This window comes from Pseudomonas reactans, assembly GCF_013385825.1.
GTDB classification, from domain to species: domain Bacteria; phylum Pseudomonadota; class Gammaproteobacteria; order Pseudomonadales; family Pseudomonadaceae; genus Aquipseudomonas; species Aquipseudomonas reactans.
On the sequence record NZ_JACAPG010000006.1, the window covers coordinates 377,530 to 392,113 of the forward strand.

Genomic DNA, 14,584 nt, shown 5'->3' on the forward strand with positions numbered 1-14,584 from the left:
GCCGGGTTTATTTTTGCCTGCTGGTTTTTGTCAGGAGGCCTGTGCTGCGAGCGGTTGCGCATCTTTTGCGATGAGCAGTCTGTTCAAGTCTTCCCCGACATTGAGGGCCTCTACCTCTGCCAGCAAGTGGGGGTGTTTATCCAGTAGGCGCATCAATGTGAGCAACGGTTCCGGCGGAAAAATCTCAGCCCGTTCGTAGCGAGAGAATGCATTGTGCCCGCGCACGGTGAAGAGCCTCACGGCGTCTTTCTGGGTCAAATGCAGCTTGCGGCGGATTCGCTTCATCTCGGCGGCGATGATTTTGCGCGCGTCGATCAACAGCAAATCTGAGGCCTTGCAGTAACGCTCTGCACTGTCGTCGTCGTGATCGAATTCGACTTCATGGCAGACCTCGCATTCCCAGCCTGCGATGTCAGGAATATCCCGGATCATTCCCCGTGTGTTGATCGTGAAGGTGCGACCTTCGAAATGCTGCATTGCGTCATGGGTTCCGCAGCTCATGCATTGCTGGGTTCTCATAGGGTTTTCTCCTTGAAGGAGATTACGGGAGGACCACCGCCTGGGCGGTAAGTGACCTTGATGTAAATCTCCGTGCCGTAAATCTTGATCAGGTAGACGTCCTGCCATACCCGATGGTCTGCATAGGTCGTCATTGATTTGTACAACATTCGGTGCTCAAGGGCGCAGACCACGTGTTGCATCTGGCCAGGGCTCAGCTCCATTTTTCGGGCGTCTTGCCGGGCGTTGGCGGTGAATGCCGTATAACCCAACCGAACGACCTCTTTTTTCACCAGCGCCAAATCGTAGTGAGGTGTGTACTTTTCCATAAGACACCTGAGTCCAATAATTACCCTCAGAGGGTAATTTTACCAATCGAAAATACTGCTCCTTTTCCTGCCTAAGAACCCTAGTGCGTTGCCTTTGTAGGCAACTCCGAATAGGCTGTAGGAAAATTCATCCTATGATTGGACGAAAGTGCAAATCCCATGACAGACATCGCCCCCCTGATCAAACGCTCCCTGGTGGACCAGGCCCTGGAGCAAATGCGCCTGCGCATCAGCCAAGGTGTGTGGGCCATTGGCGAGCGCCTGCCCACCGAGCCGGAGTTGTCCGCAGAACTGGGTATCAGCCGCAATACCGTGCGCGAGGCCATGCGTGTGTTGGCGTTTTCCGGCTTGATCGAGATCCGCCAGGGCGACGGCAGCTACTTGCGTTCGATGACCGACCCGCTGGGCACGATGCGGGCGTTGTCCCATTGCACGCTAGAGCAGGCGCAGGAAACGCGGCAGATCCTGGAGGTGGAGGCGATCAGCCTGGCAGCCTTGCGCCGCACCGACGAAGACTTGAAAAAACTGCGTGAAGCCCTCGACGCCAGTGCCGCGCTTTACCACGGCGACCTGGAGGCCTATATCAGCGCCGACCTGGTGTTCCACAAACACTTGGTGGATGCGGCGCACAATCCGGCGCTGAGTGAGCTGTATCAGTATTTCTCCGCCATTGTCGGCGCCCAGTTGCGCCAGACCCTGAATATCTCGCCTCGTCGCCAGGCGGTGTTCGACCTGCATATCGCGTTGCTCGATGCCGTGGAGCATCAAGACCCGGAACGCGCCAAATCCCTCTGCCGGCAGTTGATCAATGAACCCTGAAACGAAACTCGATGAACTGTTGATCGACGCCGAAGCCGACGACGAGGTGGTGCAACACGCCCCTCCGGTGGTCAGCCGCCCCTGGCTGTTGCTGTTCGGGCTGGTGCTGGTGGCACTGAACCTGCGCCCCGCGCTGTCGAGCTTGTCGCCGTTGCTCAATGACGTGTCGACCAGCCTGGGCCTGTCCGCCGCCAAAGCTGGCCTGCTGACCACCTTGCCGGTGTTGTGTCTGGGGTTGTTCGCCCCCCTGGCACCGATACTTGCGCGACGCTTTGGTGCGGAGCGCGTCGTGCTGGGGATTCTGCTGACACTGGCCGCCGGCATCCTCCTGCGCAGCTCATTCGGTGAAGTCGGGCTGTTTGCCGGCAGCCTGATTGCGGGTGCAAGCATCGGCATCATTGGCGTGCTGCTGCCGGGTATCGTCAAGCGTGACTTCGCCAAGCAGGCCGGCACCATGACGGGCGTCTACACCATGGCGTTGTGCCTGGGGGCAGCGTTGGCGGCAGGGGCCACGGTGCCGCTCAGCCATTATTTTGGTGACAGTTGGAACATCGGTCTGGGCTTCTGGATTGCGCCAGCACTGCTGGCGGCGTTGTTCTGGCTGCCGCAAATCGGCCAGAAACACGGTGCGCATCGCGTCGCTTATCGCGTGAAGGGCCTTTTGCGTGACCCGTTGGCCTGGCAGGTGACTCTGTACATGGGCCTGCAGTCGTCCCTGGCCTACATCGTGTTTGGCTGGGTGCCGTCGATCCTGATCAGTCGTGGCCTGAGCGCCACCGAAGCCGGGTTGGCGCTGTCCGGTTCGATCATCGTGCAATTGCTCAGCGCCCTCACGGCGCCATGGTTGGCCACGCGCGGCAAGGACCAGCGACTGGCCATCGTGGTGGTGATGGTGCTGACCCTCGGCGGCCTGTTCGGTTGCCTGTATGCCCCGATCGACGGGTTATGGGGCTGGGCAATCCTCCTGGGCCTGGGGCAGGGTGGTACCTTCAGCCTGGCGCTGACCTTGATCGTGCTGCGCTCGCGTGACGCTCACGTGGCGGCCAACCTGTCGAGCATGGCCCAGGGCATCGGTTATACCCTGGCGTCCCTCGGTCCGTTGGCGGTGGGTTTGATCCACGACTGGACCGGCGGCTGGGCTGCCACGGGCTGGGTGTTCGCCGTGATCGGCCTGGGTGCGATCGTTGCGGGCCTCGGTGCCGGGCGGGCGAAATACGTCGGCGTCAGCAGCGAGAGAGTCTAGAGATACAGCACCTCCAGGGTTGCCGAACCGTCCATCACGATGTCGGTGCTCAGGTCCAGGTTCTGCTTGGCGTTGATCACCACTTCAAGGGTCAGGGTGCTGGTGAGGTTCTGGATCGCTGCCGGCCCGGCGGTACTGCCTTGCGTATCGGTAAAACCAAGCAAGCTTCGAGCGCCGATATCGATGGGGTTCAGGTTGGCCATGCGCCAAGCGAGGCCGCCAGTGGTGGATTCAGTGCCATAGACCGGCGCCCAGCTATCGGCCGCGGTCTGCTTGGGGTCGAAGCTCAACGAATACACGCCGATCTTGTTGCCGCTGTTATCGAGCCCCAGTCCGTAGTAAATCTCGCTGTTGACGTGAGCCGTGCCGTCGCGGTTATCGCGCATGCGCAACGCATAGTGCGCTGGGCCGTTGCAGGTGAGCGTCAAGTTCAACGACTTACGTGGCAGGCGCGTGCCGGTGGTGAGGTTGAGGTCTTGCTGGGAAATTTTGCCGAACTCGACCCTGCCGTTGCCCGACAGGATCGGTGTGCAGGAGGCGGGTGTAATCAGGCCTTTGACGCTCAGGTCGACCGTAGACGCCGCGTTGGCCAGGGGGCTGAGAAAAACAGCCAGGAGGGTCAGGTATCGATACATCATGGGGGTCTCCGATTTCGCTTAGAAGTAGATGATTTCCAGGGTGGCCGAGCCGTCGAGTCGCACCTCACTGCTCAGGTCCAGGGTGTTGAGTGGCGCGATAACGGCCTTCAGGTTTAGTAGTGCGTTGAGGGTTTGCAGGGCGTTGGGGCCGTCGGTGCTGCCGGCTGTGCTGGTGAAGCCGAGCAAGCTGCGCGCACCCAGTGGAAGCGGGCTGGCGCTGGCGCTGCTCCAGGCCGTGCCGCCAGTGGTGGAGTCCGTCCGATACAGCTGGGGCAGATGGTCGGCTGTCGCCTGGGTTGGGTCGACAAGCAGGTAATACCGGCCGATTTTTTGCCCGCGTGCATCCAGGCCCAAGCCGTAGGCGGTTTCATCAAGGCCACCAGTGGCGGAGCCGTCGCGGTTGTCGTGCATGACCAGGGCAAAGCGTGCCGGGCCGTCGCACGTCGCCGTGAAGGTCAGCGTTCTTTCCGCCAGGGCGGTGTCCTTGTCGTGGTTCAGGTCGCTGGCTGACAACTTGCCGAAATTTACCCTGCCATTGTTGGAGAGGCTGGGCGTGCACGCCGCCGGGGCGAAGCGTGCCTGCAGGCTCAGTTCCCGCGAGCGTCCCGAGGCCGGGGCGTCTACCAGCCCTGAGGTTTCCCAGGTCACGGCGTCGCGCACCCGTACAGCCTCTTCGCGGGCCCAGGCGCTGACCTGCAGGCGTACGGAAAAGCTGCGGCCCGTGGTGGGTTGGCCATCGATCATCGGTACGACGCCATGGTCAGCCCGCCAACTGAGATTTGCGCCGACCAGGCTCGGCGCCTGGCCCTGGCCTGCAAGCAAGCCAAGCTCTACAGCGCGGCCATCCAGCACGCCGTCATGCACCTGCAGTTGGTAACTGCCACCCTCCGTGAAACGCAGGCGCTCGGTGCCGGAGGCCAATGCTCGGTAGAACAGGCTCATGTCCTGAGGTTGCGGGCAGTTCAGCGTCAGGGACAGTTGCCGTTCGCCGAGCAGTCGTTCTGCTGCCAAGGTCGGTGCAACGGCGCGGTTCATCAGGCCGAAGTCCAGGCGCGATTCGCTGAGGTCCAGGCGGCACTCGTCCTGGGCCTGTACCGCGCTGGCGCAGAGCAGCAGGGCGGTGAGGCAGTGGTGAAGCTTCATAGGCTTTTCCTCAAGGGTTCTGGCAGCGGGCTGGGGCCGTTTCGTAGTACACGTGGGGATCGGCCTTGGCGGGCAACTCGAAGCGCAAATGGCAACGGGGTTGGTCAGGGGCTTTGATCCACAGCGTGCGGGTGTCGAGGACATCGGGCAGAAACACTTGGTTGTTTTCCTGGACCAGGGTGATGAATTCGCCGTCTTCGGTGGTCACCGTCGAGCCTCTTGGCACTGGCCTGTCGAGGGTCAGCAGGGCTCGCCGGGTCAGGGCTACACCAAATTCGACACGGTCCACCGCACCCCGTCCGGCCGTCACTACGGCCAGGCCATTGTTGATATCGGCATTACGCGGCAGCGAGCGGGTTTGCACTTCCAACGGGCTGCGTCCGTAGGCGCTAAGTTGGGAGGCTACGGCCTGGCCTTGCCAGTCGGTCCATACCGGGCCACTGGGAGTGTTGACCTTGATGCCGGCCATGTCGCCCACTGACAGCACGGCAAAGGTGTCGCGCACGGGATAGGGCGAGAACGTCACACCGCCACCGTGCAGCACCACCGCGCCTCGCGCACCGCCTTGATAGCTCGACCGCTCGGCATCGGAGCGGGTGTAGTTGAAGTCCAGCTGGCTGTAGTACGGCAGCGCCGAAACGCCCAGGGATGATTCGACTTCGCGGTCGCGGGTGTCATGTTCGACACCAACCCGATAAGCCAATTGATCATTGATCTGTTCGTTAAGCCCAAGCCCCGTGCGATGCTCGCCACCGGAGTTACGCACCCACGCCCGACCCCGGCGATTGCTGCCAAGCGGGACACTGACGGTCAGGTAGACGCTGTCGTCGTTATAGCGTCGTCCGCCCATGTGCCATTCGGCTGTGGCCGACACCGAAAGCCCGCCGACTTGCGTCCCCCAGGCGGCCAGGCCACGGCTGCTGCTGTCGCCCTGGAATGACGACGAGCGGGAAAACCCTGCCGTGAACGCGCCCAATTGCGGATGGGACCACGAAGTGGTTGCACTTTGCTGGTCACGATAGCGCGCGCGTTGCTGCTCGCGGGTGTCGGTGGTGTAGGTCGACTCGGTGAGGTCGCGGTAGCCCTGGGTACGCCACGAATTGGCAGCCGTCAACGACCAGCGCTCGGCCAATTTCTGTGACCACGACAGGTCGGTCTGTACCCCGCGCTCCTGGGTGCGCCGTGTGGCATCGGAGGCCACCAGGGCCAATTGCACCTGGCTGTCCGGCCATGGCAACAACCCCAGGCTCACGCCCGCCGATTTGTATTCCTCGGCCGCCAGTACCCCGCTGCCCACGCTGACTTGCGGGTGCGGCGCGGCACTGTAGCCGGCGCTGACTACCCAGGGTTCTGCACCGTCGCTGTTGCCGATATTGCGCACCTGTCCTGCCGCCACCGAGTAGCCTGGCGCCGGCAAGCCGAGACCGAGCATGGCGGCGGGAACGGTGAAGCGGCGTTCCTCGCCGGTGGCTTCCTTGACAGTCACCTCGACGTCGGAGCGCCCATTAAGGCGCGGCACATTACTCAAGGTAAACGGGCCGGCGGGCACTACGGTGGAGTGAATCAACGTGCCGTTTTGCCTCACCTCCACCTGGGCCGGGCCATTGGCGATGCCGTCGATGGTCGCGCCCTGGTTCTGGTCTTGCAGCGCCTCTTCGGTCAGCACCTGCACACCCGTGATCTGCGCACCGGCAAGCACAGGGTTGTAGAGGTTGATCTGCCCAGCCTGCAACACTGCCTGCTGGCTGGCGAATGTGCGCTGGGCATAGGCGTCGAGGTGTGTCGTGCTGGAGGTGCTGTCCTGCCAGGTCTGCACTTGGCGGCTGCGTACGATCCAGTCACCGACGTTGAAACCAACTTCTGTATTAGCCGAGCCGAAGCGGCTGGTGTCGTCGCCGTAGTGGTTGTAGAGACCGGTGAGGTCATAATTGAGCAGCGCGGCAAAACCACCGGTTTGATAGCCGGAAATATCTTGGGTGACCGGGCGCAGGGCCTGGGTGGGTACCACCAGCGCCAGGCTTAGGCTGGCTGTGTCGGGTTCGACTACCGTCTGTGGGTATTCTTCGAGGAAGTCGTAGCAGCTGTCTTCCTCGCCGGGGCCAGACGCTGGGACTACCAGTTGTGCCGCGTCCAATAGCGGTGGGTCGAAGCACAGCGCGCCTTGGCGATCGAAACTGACATCGACGCGTCCTCGGCGTTGGCCGTTGACCGTTAGATTGAGCGCGTGGCGACCCTGGCTGAAGCGGGGTGACTCCATCAGCAAATGGGCGAGTTCGGGGTCGATCCCGCGCTGGAGCAGGGTTTGTGAGTCAAAGGCGCCCCATGCGGGAGTTGTCAGCAGCCCCTGGCCGATGACCAGCATCAACAGTGACAGGCGTGGTGAAACGCCGGGCACGGCGTTGCCGTCACGGTAATTCATGACTGTGTTCACACAAGTGCACTCTTTTCTGGACGGAAGTGCCCGGCGCGCTTCCCTATCGCGGTTGGTCGCCTTCCCGGTGGCCTTAGGTCAGTGGCCACTTCGTTATTATTAGCGCCATTGCATCCCTGGGCGCCGTTGCTTCACAGGGTGATGGGCGCTTCGTGGGCGGGCACGGCAAAGCCATACACGGTGGCAGGTTGTATACGTACGGCAGTGGCACCTGAACCGCTGGCGGTGACGGTTAGCGTTTCACCCGGTAGTACGTACGTGCGCGGCAGCATTGCCGTGCCGGTACCGGGAACCAGTTGCAGCTCTTGGGCCATGCGCACCACATAGGGCGTCGGGTTGCGGACGCTGAGTTGGTCGGCGGTCAAGGTCCAGATCAAGCCCAGCCACGGTGTGCGGTTGGGGGCCAGCCCCTTGGGATGAAGAATGACCGGCAGGTTCTGCCGCACGGTCACCCCCACCTGCGCGCGCCCGGCCTGGGCGGGGTCGCGCTGCTGGGGCATGCCCTCGAAGATCACGCGTTTGAGGCGTTGGGTTTTCAGCGGTTCCTGGGTTTGCAGAATGAACCGCACCAGTTGGCTCTTGGACGGCTCGACCCGTGTCAGCGGCGGCGTTACGAACAACAGCGAGTCGGTGTCCTCGGGAATGCTTTCAAGGCTCACGTGCAGCAGGGCCAGTTTATTGTCAGTGTTGGTGACTGAGACGCTGGCCTCGCCGTCGGCCTCGTTGACGATCACCACCGAGGTGTCTGGCACCATGCCATCGGCGAATGCAGTGGCTGCGCCGAGCACCCCCAGGGCAGCACAACAGGGGAGCAACCCCCTGCGCAAAGCGGAAATTATCGGGTTCATGACAGGTTTCTCAAGTTGGCCGCCCGGTACCCGGTATGTCGCCTGGGCACGGGCCGCGCGTTATCAGAGGTACAGCAGGTCCAGCGTGATCGAGCCGTCGAGGGGCACCCGCTCCTGGAGCGTCAAGGTGTTGGCCGGGCTGATCGAGGTGTCTACGCGCAGGGACGCCACCAGTTGCGCGATGGGCGTGGGCAGCGTCTCGCCCATTCGGGCAAATCCCATGTAGAGACCTGGGTACACGTTAGGCTCGGGCGTCCAGGTCTCGCCCTTGTCGGGCGAGACCAGGGTGTGCATCGGTTGCATATCGCCCACTGGCCCGCGCAGCGACAGGCTGACCCTGCCCAGGCGCTCGCCGGGGGCGTGAATGTTCATGCCCAACCCGTATAAACGTTGCGGCTCCAGGGACGACTCCGATTTGTTGTCGATACCCACCAGCGCGAACAACACCTTGGCGTCACACACAATGCTGAAGCCCATTTGCTTGTCAGGCAGCACGGTAAATTGGCTGGGGTGCAGTGTCTTCGCCATGATTTCCTGGTAATCGACCAGACCGTTGTCCGACAGCGATGCTGTGCAGGCGCGGGGCGTGATGAGCCCCTTGACGTCCAAGTCCACGACGGACCCGGCGATGGACGGAGTCAGGTATAAGGCGAGCGAGACTGTCGCCCATAGATGGGTAGATCTTGTCATCGTGTGGGACCGCTTAGGGTTGGGGGGGTATTTACAGGTAATTCACTTCAATGGTCCCGTTGGCCCGAAAGGCTTCCTCTCCAGTCAGAGTCAAGCTATCGGCGCGGGCAATCACGGCATTGATTTTCAAACCGGTGGTGAAGCGCGTGCTGGAAATGGGCTGTGTCATGTCCGCCGGATTACTCGGGGCATGCAGTGATAGGGCGTAGAACGCCTGGCCATTGTTGGGCGCCCAGGTTTGACCACCGTCCTGCGATTCACTGACATGCACGGCTACGTTGTCGGCCATGGGGTTTTCGAATCTGATGCTGACCATGCCGATTTTTTCTTGGGCGGACGTGAGTCCCAACCCTAAGTTGTATTGGTTGATGCTGGTGCCTTGTTGATTGTCGATGAGCTTGAGCGCCATGGCGGTCAGGCCTTCGCAGAGAATCTCCATTTCCAGTCGCGCATCGGCCAATATCGTCGTTCTGATCGGATCCAGGTCCTTTGCCGAGACCTTTCCGTATTCGACAAGCCCACCCGAGGACAGGCTGGGTGTGCACGCACTAGGTGTAATCAAACCCGTGACGGTCAGGTCAGTGGTAGAGGCAGCAAACGCAGGCAAAGCGTTGCCGATCAGCAGGCCAGCGATGCTGGTGCAGAATAGTTTTTTCATTGCGGGTAAAGCTCCATTGTCGGACTAGGAATACGGGGTTTACAGGGACTTACGGGATTTGCAGGGCTTACAGGTAACGCAACTCGACGGTCACGTGCCCGTCGAGGGGGACTTCATCGGTGAGGGTCAGGCTGTCGGCGCGAGCAATGCGGGTGTTGAGCGTGATGTCCGCATCGAAGTTCGTCACCGCCATCGGCTGGGTAGGGTTGTCCACCGAGGCGACCGCGAGCAGGCTGAGATGATTCAACTGTGTGCCGACAAACCAGCTGGCGCCGCCATCCAGGGACACAATGGTGCGCACAGGCGTCGTCAGGTCTGCCACGGGGTTGCTTAACGCCATGGACACACTGCCCAGGTTTTCGTTGTTGGCGGTCGTGCCCAGGCCGTGATGGTTAGGGATCACTGCTGAGCCCTCGCGGTTGTCGAGCGTGGTCAAGGCAAACAGGGTTGCACCTTCGCACCGCACTTCCAATTGCAAGGTATTGCGCGGCAGCAGCGTATTCCGGTCCGGGTGCAGGTCACGCTTGGTGAGTTTGCCATGGTCGATTTTGCCCTCATCCGACAACCCTGGTGTGCAGGCATTGGGGGTAATCCAGCCGGTCACACTCAAGTCGGTATTGCTGGCCGCCAGGGCAGTGGTCGCGTTGGCCATCAGCAGGCTCGCCGCCAGGGCTGTGATGCAGTGATTCATGGGGCAAATACCTTTTCGGGTGAGTTACAGATACTTCACTTCCAGGGTCGCCGAGCCATCGATGGGCACTTCATTGCTCAGGTCCAGGTCCCGGGTGGGGGCGATGTAGGTCATGACGTGCAGTTCGGTGATCAATTCCTGGATCTGGATCGGCGCCCATGCACCACCGCTCTGGTCGCCAAAGCCGGCAAATTGCTGGGGAGGCCAGGTAGAGCCAGTGGCGTTGGTCCAGGTGTTGCCGTTGTCCATCGATGCCAGTGGCGTGATGGCTACGGTGTCGGCCACCGGGTTGAGCAGGCGAAGGTGAAAGAAGCCCAGCTTCTGGTTGCCATTGATGAGGTTGAGCCCGTAGCTCTGCCCGGAAATATCGCTGGAGGAACCTGCGCGGTTATCCACGCCCTGCAAAGCAAATAGGGTCGGCGCGTCACAGGTGACCTGAAGTTGCAGGGTTGCGTCGGTCAGCTTGGTCACTTGATCGACGCTCAAGTCTTTTGCCGACAGCTTGCCGTGCTCCACCGTGCCTGCCGACAACAACGGCGTACAGGCGCTTGGCACAATCGTGCCGCTGACAGTCAGTTCAACACTGCTGGCGGCGAGCGCTTGCAAGGAGTTGGCAATCAAGAGTGCAGCGCAGAGCGCGGTGAGAGACGTTTTCATTTCCATATTCCAGACGATTCCATTTCGTGGCATGCCGACCGCCGGGCGAGGCTGGCGGTGGTGTTTATAGCGTTGGCAGCGCGATCTTGGCTGCTCCCCGTATCGGGATGCGGCGCAATTTATCGAGGGTGGCTATTACGGGGAATACAACAATTACGACAATCGGCGTAGGCTGAGAAAGGCGTCGGAAGAAGTATTTAAATATGTAGGAGAAATGGTTTTTTCGTAGTTGTTGTATCGTCAAAAAATATGCATTTAACTATTTTCATTGTGTTTTTTGCGTAGTAAGCCATTCAAATGATTCGTCGGCGTTGCGCACTCGCAAGGTGCGCCCGGTGAGGTGGCGAGCCTGTCTCTCCGTTCGTTGTACCGAGTAGTCGAGGTGAACATGCAGCCGGGTAATCCACCCGACGAGGATGCCGATCGCGCGTCTGCGTCGTCACGCGTGGTGCCTGTGAAATGGCAAAGGTTGACGGTATTGGTGGTGGAGGATCACCCGGCCTACCGAATTTTGCTCGGTTGGATCCTGAATAAGCTGGCGCTCGGGTTTGTGGTGGTGGACGACGGCCAGGCGGGGTTGGTGGTCATGGAGCGCCAGCCCATCGACCTGGTGCTGACCGACTGCCAGATGCCCGTCATGGACGGCTACGCCATGACCCGGCAAGTGCGGCGCAACGAACGCCTGGCCGGTACTGGGCGCGTACCGATCATTGCCTTTACGGCCACCCTTGGGCCAGAGCAGATACAGCGGTGCGTGGCAGCCGGTATGGACGCCTGGTTACTCAAGCCCGTGACCTTCGAAAAATTGCGCGACGTGCTTACCGATTGGTTACCCCTCAGCGTCCGACCCTATCGGCCCGCGGCCGCACCGCACTGGCCGACGCGCGCGAGCCTGCTCGAAACCTTCGGCAGCGTAACGACGGTGGAACAACTGTTGCAGACCCTGGTTGGGGAAGCGCAAGTGGACCTCGCCGTGCTGACCGAAGCCCGGCGCACAAGGGATGCCTGCGCCACCGCACAGCATTTGCATCGTCTGATTGGAAGCGTTGCGTTCCTAGGCGCCGACTCCCTGGAAACCCGAGGTGCACGAATGATTGATGCGGTGGCGCGAGAAGGGGTGGCGCGACACGCACGCTCACTCGGTGTGCTGCTCAAGGACATTCACAGCTACGTGATGTACTTGTCTTCGCTGTAGATTTGCAGGACATTTCTGACCTTTATGTAGTCTTTAAGAGTAGGCAGGTTCTGTTTGTTTTGTAGGCATTAGCCTGAGGCTCATTGATTGCTGGACCGTGCTGGAAAACGACGGCCAGCGGCGGTTGTGGCTGAAAGCCACTAGCGGTAACGTGCGGCAACTCAACTGGCAATCCAGGTGGTTCCCATGCTCCGTGTAATTATCGCTGACGATCATCCTATTGTGCGGGTCGGGCAGAAAGTGGTGATCGAGGCCAATGGCAAATGCAAGGTAGTGGGCGAGGCAGATGGCCCCGATCAACTGTTGGAATTGGTGGCGAATCAACCCTGCGATGTGCTGGTCACCGACTTCGCCATGCCGGGCAATCAACAGGCCGATGGTTATGGGTTGCTGGGCCTGCTGAATCGTCAATATCCCCAGATGCCGGTGATTCTGGTCACCATGTTTGCCAACGTGGCCACCCTGAGGGCGTCGTTTGCCCACGGCGCCAGGGCCATCGTGGCCAAAAGTGCGTCGGCCCGGGAGTTGCCGCAAGCCATCAAGGCGGTGTGTGGCGGCCAGACGTTTGTCAGCGAGTGCCTGCGCCAGCAAATGGTTGAAATCGGCAGCCATGATCAGCAAGCCGAGCCGCAGTTGTCCGGCAAGGAGCGCGAAGTGGTCCGCATGCTCGCCAGCGGGATGACCGTCAGCCAGATCGCAGCCCGAGTCAACCGCAGCATCTCGACCATCAGCAAACAGAAAAGCACGGCGATGAACCGGTTGTGCATCTCCACCGATGTGGATTTGTTTGCTTATGCGCGCAGCAATGGCATGGTGCCTTAAGCTCGGGTATTTGCGTGGCGAATGTCAGTAGCCTTGGCCGCGCGGGCAGCTTATCGTGCGCCTACTCTTTTCGACACCCGCGGAGCCTGCCCATGAGTGATGCCCATAACGCCCTGATCACCGAGTTCTACAGCGCCTTCCAGCGCCTGGACGCCGAGGCCATGGCCGCCTGCTACACCGACGATGTGGTGTTCAGCGACCCTGCGTTTGGCGAACTGCACGGCCGTGATGCCGGGGACATGTGGCGCATGCTGACCACGCGGGCCAAGGACTTTTCCCTGACCTTCGACAATGTGCGTAGCGACGAGCGCAGTGGTAGTGCCCATTGGGTGGCGACGTACTTGTTCAGCGCCACCGGCAATAAGGTGGTCAACGATATCCAGGCGCGCTTTGTGTTTCGCGACGGCAAGATCTGCGAACACCACGACAGCTTTGATCTGTGGCGTTGGTCGCGGCAGGCGCTGGGCACCAAGGGCTTGCTGTTGGGTTGGGCGCCGCTGGTGAAAAACGCCGTACGTGCCCAGGCGTTGCGTGGTTTGAAGGCATTCCAGGCCAGTCGTTGATAAGCTTGGCGCTCTTCTGTATTAGCCGAATCTACCTGTGACTGATCCTTCTGAACCCAAACCCTGGTTCGTCTACCTGGTACGCGCTGCCAATGGCTCGCTCTACTGCGGCATCAGCAATGACCCGGTGCGCCGCTTTGCTTCTCACCAGAGCGGCAAGGGCGCGCGGTTTTTCCTGTCGAGCCCGGCGGTAGCGCTGGTGTACACCGAGCAATGCGCGAGCAAGGGGGAGGCGTTGCGTCAGGAACGGCTGATCAAGAAGTTGAAGAAGAGCGCCAAGGAGTGTCTGGCGGCGAGCGGCTCATTGATTTGACTGATGGGTTCCCATCGTCCCCAATCGCGTGGTTGCAGGCTAAGCTGGCGGTTCACTTCTCAAGCGGAGCCTGGCATGTCTGAGTTAATCCTCCACCATTACCCGCAGTCCCCCTTTGCTGAAAAAGCCCGCCTGTTGCTGGGCTTCAAGGGTTTGTCCTGGCGCTCGGTGCACATCTCACCGGTGATGCCCAAGCCGGACCTCACCGCCCTGACCGGCGGTTATCGCAAAACGCCGGTGTTGCAAGTCGGTGCGGATATCTACTGCGACACCGCCTTGATCGCGCGACGCCTGGAGCAGGAAAAATCCGCGCCGGCGCTGTTTCCCCAAGGCCTGGAACTGGTCACCCAAGCCTTCGCCGCCTGGGCCGACTCGGTGGTGTTTTCCCATGCGGTGGCGCTGGTGTTCCAGCCCGAATCCCTGGCGGTCAAATTTGCCAAGGTACCGCCGGAAATGATCCAGGTGCTGGTGGCGGACCGCAGCAAGCTGTTCAGCGGCGGCACCGCAACCCGCGTGCAATTGGACCAGGCCAAGCACCAGTGGCCGACGATCATCCATCGCATCAATCAGCAGTTGCAGCACTCAGCGGGGGATTTCCTGTTCGGCGAGCCGTCGATTGCCGACTTTGCCCTGGCCCATCCCCTGTGGTTCCTCAAAGGCTCTTCCGTGACGTCGCCGTTGGTGGACGCCTATCCTGCCGTTGCCGCTTGGCTGGATCGCGTGCTGGGCTTCGGCCACGGTACAGCCACCCAGATGAGCGCCGAGCAGGCCCTGGACGTATCGCGCAATGCGGCGCCGGCTGTTCTGCCTGAAGAAGTCTTCGAGGACTTGAACGGCTTCAAGGCCGGCCAGCAGGTGACCATTTGCGCCACCGACTACGGCACCGACCCGGTGGCGGGCGAACTGCTGTTTGCCGGGCGCGAAGAGCTAATCCTGCGCCGCACCGATGAGCGTGCCGGCATCGTGCATGTGCATTTCCCACGCATGGGGTTTCGCATCCAGGCGCAATAAACAAAAATATTTGCAAATAAAGGTGAGGTAAATCC

17 protein-coding genes are annotated in these 14,584 nt (G+C 61.0%); 7 read left to right on the forward strand and 10 right to left on the reverse strand.

Features of this window, described 5'->3' with window-relative positions:
- Positions 1-30: 30 nt before the first annotated feature.
- Together HX868_RS07855 and HX868_RS07860 are read right to left on the reverse strand one after the other, a co-directional pair.
- Complete coding sequence (locus tag HX868_RS07855; protein ID WP_016978218.1) at positions 31-519, reverse strand: type II toxin-antitoxin system MqsA family antitoxin; 489 nt, start codon at positions 517-519, stop codon at positions 31-33.
- Positions 516-827 carry a type II toxin-antitoxin system MqsR family toxin gene (locus HX868_RS07860; RefSeq protein WP_016978219.1) on the reverse strand — a complete coding sequence of 104 codons (312 nt, stop codon included), beginning with the start codon at positions 825-827 and terminating at the stop codon, positions 516-518. Before HX868_RS07860 ends, HX868_RS07855 begins: the two co-directional genes overlap by 4 nt.
- Before the next feature lie 159 nt (positions 828-986).
- On the opposite strand from HX868_RS07860, the gene HX868_RS07865 reads away from it, so the two are divergent.
- Together HX868_RS07865 and HX868_RS07870 are read left to right on the forward strand one after the other, a co-directional pair.
- Positions 987-1,646 (forward strand): FadR/GntR family transcriptional regulator, encoded by a 660-nt coding sequence (locus tag HX868_RS07865; protein WP_177002476.1) that lies wholly within the window; start codon positions 987-989, stop codon positions 1,644-1,646.
- Positions 1,636-2,889 carry a CynX/NimT family MFS transporter gene (locus HX868_RS07870; protein WP_177002477.1) on the forward strand — a complete coding sequence of 418 codons (1,254 nt, stop codon included), beginning with the start codon at positions 1,636-1,638 and terminating at the stop codon, positions 2,887-2,889. The genes HX868_RS07865 and HX868_RS07870 overlap by 11 nt, the downstream gene beginning before the upstream one ends.
- On the opposite strand, the gene HX868_RS07875 is transcribed toward HX868_RS07870, so the two are convergent.
- The 8 genes from HX868_RS07875 to HX868_RS07910 all read right to left on the reverse strand — a co-directional run bounded on the left by HX868_RS07875 (position 2,886) and on the right by HX868_RS07910 (position 10,645).
- Complete coding sequence (locus tag HX868_RS07875; RefSeq protein WP_177002478.1) at positions 2,886-3,527, reverse strand: DUF1120 domain-containing protein; 642 nt, start codon at positions 3,525-3,527, stop codon at positions 2,886-2,888. The two genes, HX868_RS07870 and HX868_RS07875, sit on opposite strands and share 4 nt — an antisense overlap.
- An 18-nt stretch (positions 3,528-3,545) precedes the next feature.
- A complete protein-coding gene (locus HX868_RS07880; RefSeq protein ID WP_177002479.1) occupies positions 3,546-4,670 on the reverse strand; it encodes a DUF1120 domain-containing protein in 1,125 nt (374 codons plus the stop codon).
- 10 nt (positions 4,671-4,680) lie between these two features.
- Positions 4,681-7,089 (reverse strand): fimbria/pilus outer membrane usher protein, encoded by a 2,409-nt coding sequence (locus tag HX868_RS07885; protein WP_177002536.1) that lies wholly within the window; start codon positions 7,087-7,089, stop codon positions 4,681-4,683.
- Between the two features lie 143 nt (positions 7,090-7,232).
- Positions 7,233-7,949, reverse strand: coding sequence for a fimbria/pilus chaperone family protein (locus HX868_RS07890; protein WP_177002480.1), 717 nt, complete (start codon positions 7,947-7,949; stop codon positions 7,233-7,235).
- Positions 7,950-8,012: 63 nt separating this feature from the next.
- Positions 8,013-8,564 carry a DUF1120 domain-containing protein gene (locus tag HX868_RS07895; protein ID WP_343048057.1) on the reverse strand — a complete coding sequence of 184 codons (552 nt, stop codon included), beginning with the start codon at positions 8,562-8,564 and terminating at the stop codon, positions 8,013-8,015.
- A gap of 106 nt (positions 8,565-8,670) precedes the next feature.
- Positions 8,671-9,297 (reverse strand): DUF1120 domain-containing protein, encoded by a 627-nt coding sequence (locus HX868_RS07900; protein WP_177002482.1) that lies wholly within the window; start codon positions 9,295-9,297, stop codon positions 8,671-8,673.
- A 67-nt stretch (positions 9,298-9,364) separates the two neighbouring features.
- Positions 9,365-9,988: a DUF1120 domain-containing protein gene (locus HX868_RS07905; RefSeq protein WP_177002483.1), complete on the reverse strand. Its 624-nt coding sequence runs from the start codon at positions 9,986-9,988 to the stop codon at positions 9,365-9,367.
- 24 nt (positions 9,989-10,012) lie between these two features.
- The gene (locus HX868_RS07910; protein WP_177002484.1) at positions 10,013-10,645 is read right to left on the reverse strand and encodes a DUF1120 domain-containing protein; all 633 of its coding nucleotides are present in this window, start codon (positions 10,643-10,645) and stop codon (positions 10,013-10,015) included.
- Between the two features lie 388 nt (positions 10,646-11,033).
- Here HX868_RS07910 and HX868_RS07915 point away from each other — a divergent pair, with 388 nt between their 5' ends.
- The 5 genes from HX868_RS07915 to HX868_RS07935 all read left to right on the forward strand — a co-directional run bounded on the left by HX868_RS07915 (position 11,034) and on the right by HX868_RS07935 (position 14,549).
- On the forward strand, positions 11,034-11,840 hold the full coding sequence (locus HX868_RS07915) for a response regulator (protein ID WP_177002485.1): 807 nt from the start codon (positions 11,034-11,036) through the stop codon (positions 11,838-11,840).
- A 186-nt stretch (positions 11,841-12,026) separates the two neighbouring features.
- Positions 12,027-12,662, forward strand: a complete 636-nt coding sequence (locus HX868_RS07920) for a response regulator (RefSeq protein ID WP_177002486.1) — start codon at positions 12,027-12,029, stop codon at positions 12,660-12,662.
- A 92-nt stretch (positions 12,663-12,754) separates the two neighbouring features.
- On the forward strand, positions 12,755-13,225 hold the full coding sequence (locus HX868_RS07925; protein ID WP_177002487.1) for a nuclear transport factor 2 family protein: 471 nt from the start codon (positions 12,755-12,757) through the stop codon (positions 13,223-13,225).
- Between the two features lie 37 nt (positions 13,226-13,262).
- The gene (locus HX868_RS07930) at positions 13,263-13,538 is read left to right on the forward strand and encodes a GIY-YIG nuclease family protein (RefSeq protein ID WP_016978233.1); all 276 of its coding nucleotides are present in this window, start codon (positions 13,263-13,265) and stop codon (positions 13,536-13,538) included.
- A gap of 75 nt (positions 13,539-13,613) precedes the next feature.
- Entirely contained in the window at positions 13,614-14,549 is a 936-nt protein-coding gene (locus tag HX868_RS07935; RefSeq protein WP_177002488.1) for a glutathione S-transferase family protein, read from the forward strand.
- The last annotated feature ends 35 nt before the right edge of the window (positions 14,550-14,584 follow it).

Excerpts from the sequence above, each read along its gene's own strand:
- HX868_RS07855 (WP_016978218.1), bottom strand. The coding sequence starts at position 519 with ATGAGAACCCAGCAATGCATGAGCTGCGGAACCCATGACGCAATGCAG.
- HX868_RS07860 (WP_016978219.1), bottom strand. The coding sequence starts at position 827 with ATGGAAAAGTACACACCTCACTACGATTTGGCGCTGGTGAAAAAAGAG.
- HX868_RS07865 (WP_177002476.1), top strand. The coding sequence starts at position 987 with ATGACAGACATCGCCCCCCTGATCAAACGCTCCCTGGTGGACCAGGCC.
- HX868_RS07870 (WP_177002477.1), top strand. The coding sequence starts at position 1,636 with ATGAACCCTGAAACGAAACTCGATGAACTGTTGATCGACGCCGAAGCC.
- HX868_RS07875 (WP_177002478.1), bottom strand. The coding sequence starts at position 3,527 with ATGATGTATCGATACCTGACCCTCCTGGCTGTTTTTCTCAGCCCCCTG.
- HX868_RS07880 (WP_177002479.1), bottom strand. The coding sequence starts at position 4,670 with ATGAAGCTTCACCACTGCCTCACCGCCCTGCTGCTCTGCGCCAGCGCG.
- HX868_RS07885 (WP_177002536.1), bottom strand. The coding sequence starts at position 7,089 with ATGAATTACCGTGACGGCAACGCCGTGCCCGGCGTTTCACCACGCCTG.
- HX868_RS07890 (WP_177002480.1), bottom strand. The coding sequence starts at position 7,949 with ATGAACCCGATAATTTCCGCTTTGCGCAGGGGGTTGCTCCCCTGTTGT.
- HX868_RS07900 (WP_177002482.1), bottom strand. The coding sequence starts at position 9,297 with ATGAAAAAACTATTCTGCACCAGCATCGCTGGCCTGCTGATCGGCAAC.
- HX868_RS07905 (WP_177002483.1), bottom strand. The coding sequence starts at position 9,988 with ATGAATCACTGCATCACAGCCCTGGCGGCGAGCCTGCTGATGGCCAAC.
- HX868_RS07910 (WP_177002484.1), bottom strand. The coding sequence starts at position 10,645 with ATGAAAACGTCTCTCACCGCGCTCTGCGCTGCACTCTTGATTGCCAAC.
- HX868_RS07915 (WP_177002485.1), top strand. The coding sequence starts at position 11,034 with ATGCAGCCGGGTAATCCACCCGACGAGGATGCCGATCGCGCGTCTGCG.
- HX868_RS07920 (WP_177002486.1), top strand. The coding sequence starts at position 12,027 with ATGCTCCGTGTAATTATCGCTGACGATCATCCTATTGTGCGGGTCGGG.
- HX868_RS07925 (WP_177002487.1), top strand. The coding sequence starts at position 12,755 with ATGAGTGATGCCCATAACGCCCTGATCACCGAGTTCTACAGCGCCTTC.
- HX868_RS07935 (WP_177002488.1), top strand. The coding sequence starts at position 13,614 with ATGTCTGAGTTAATCCTCCACCATTACCCGCAGTCCCCCTTTGCTGAA.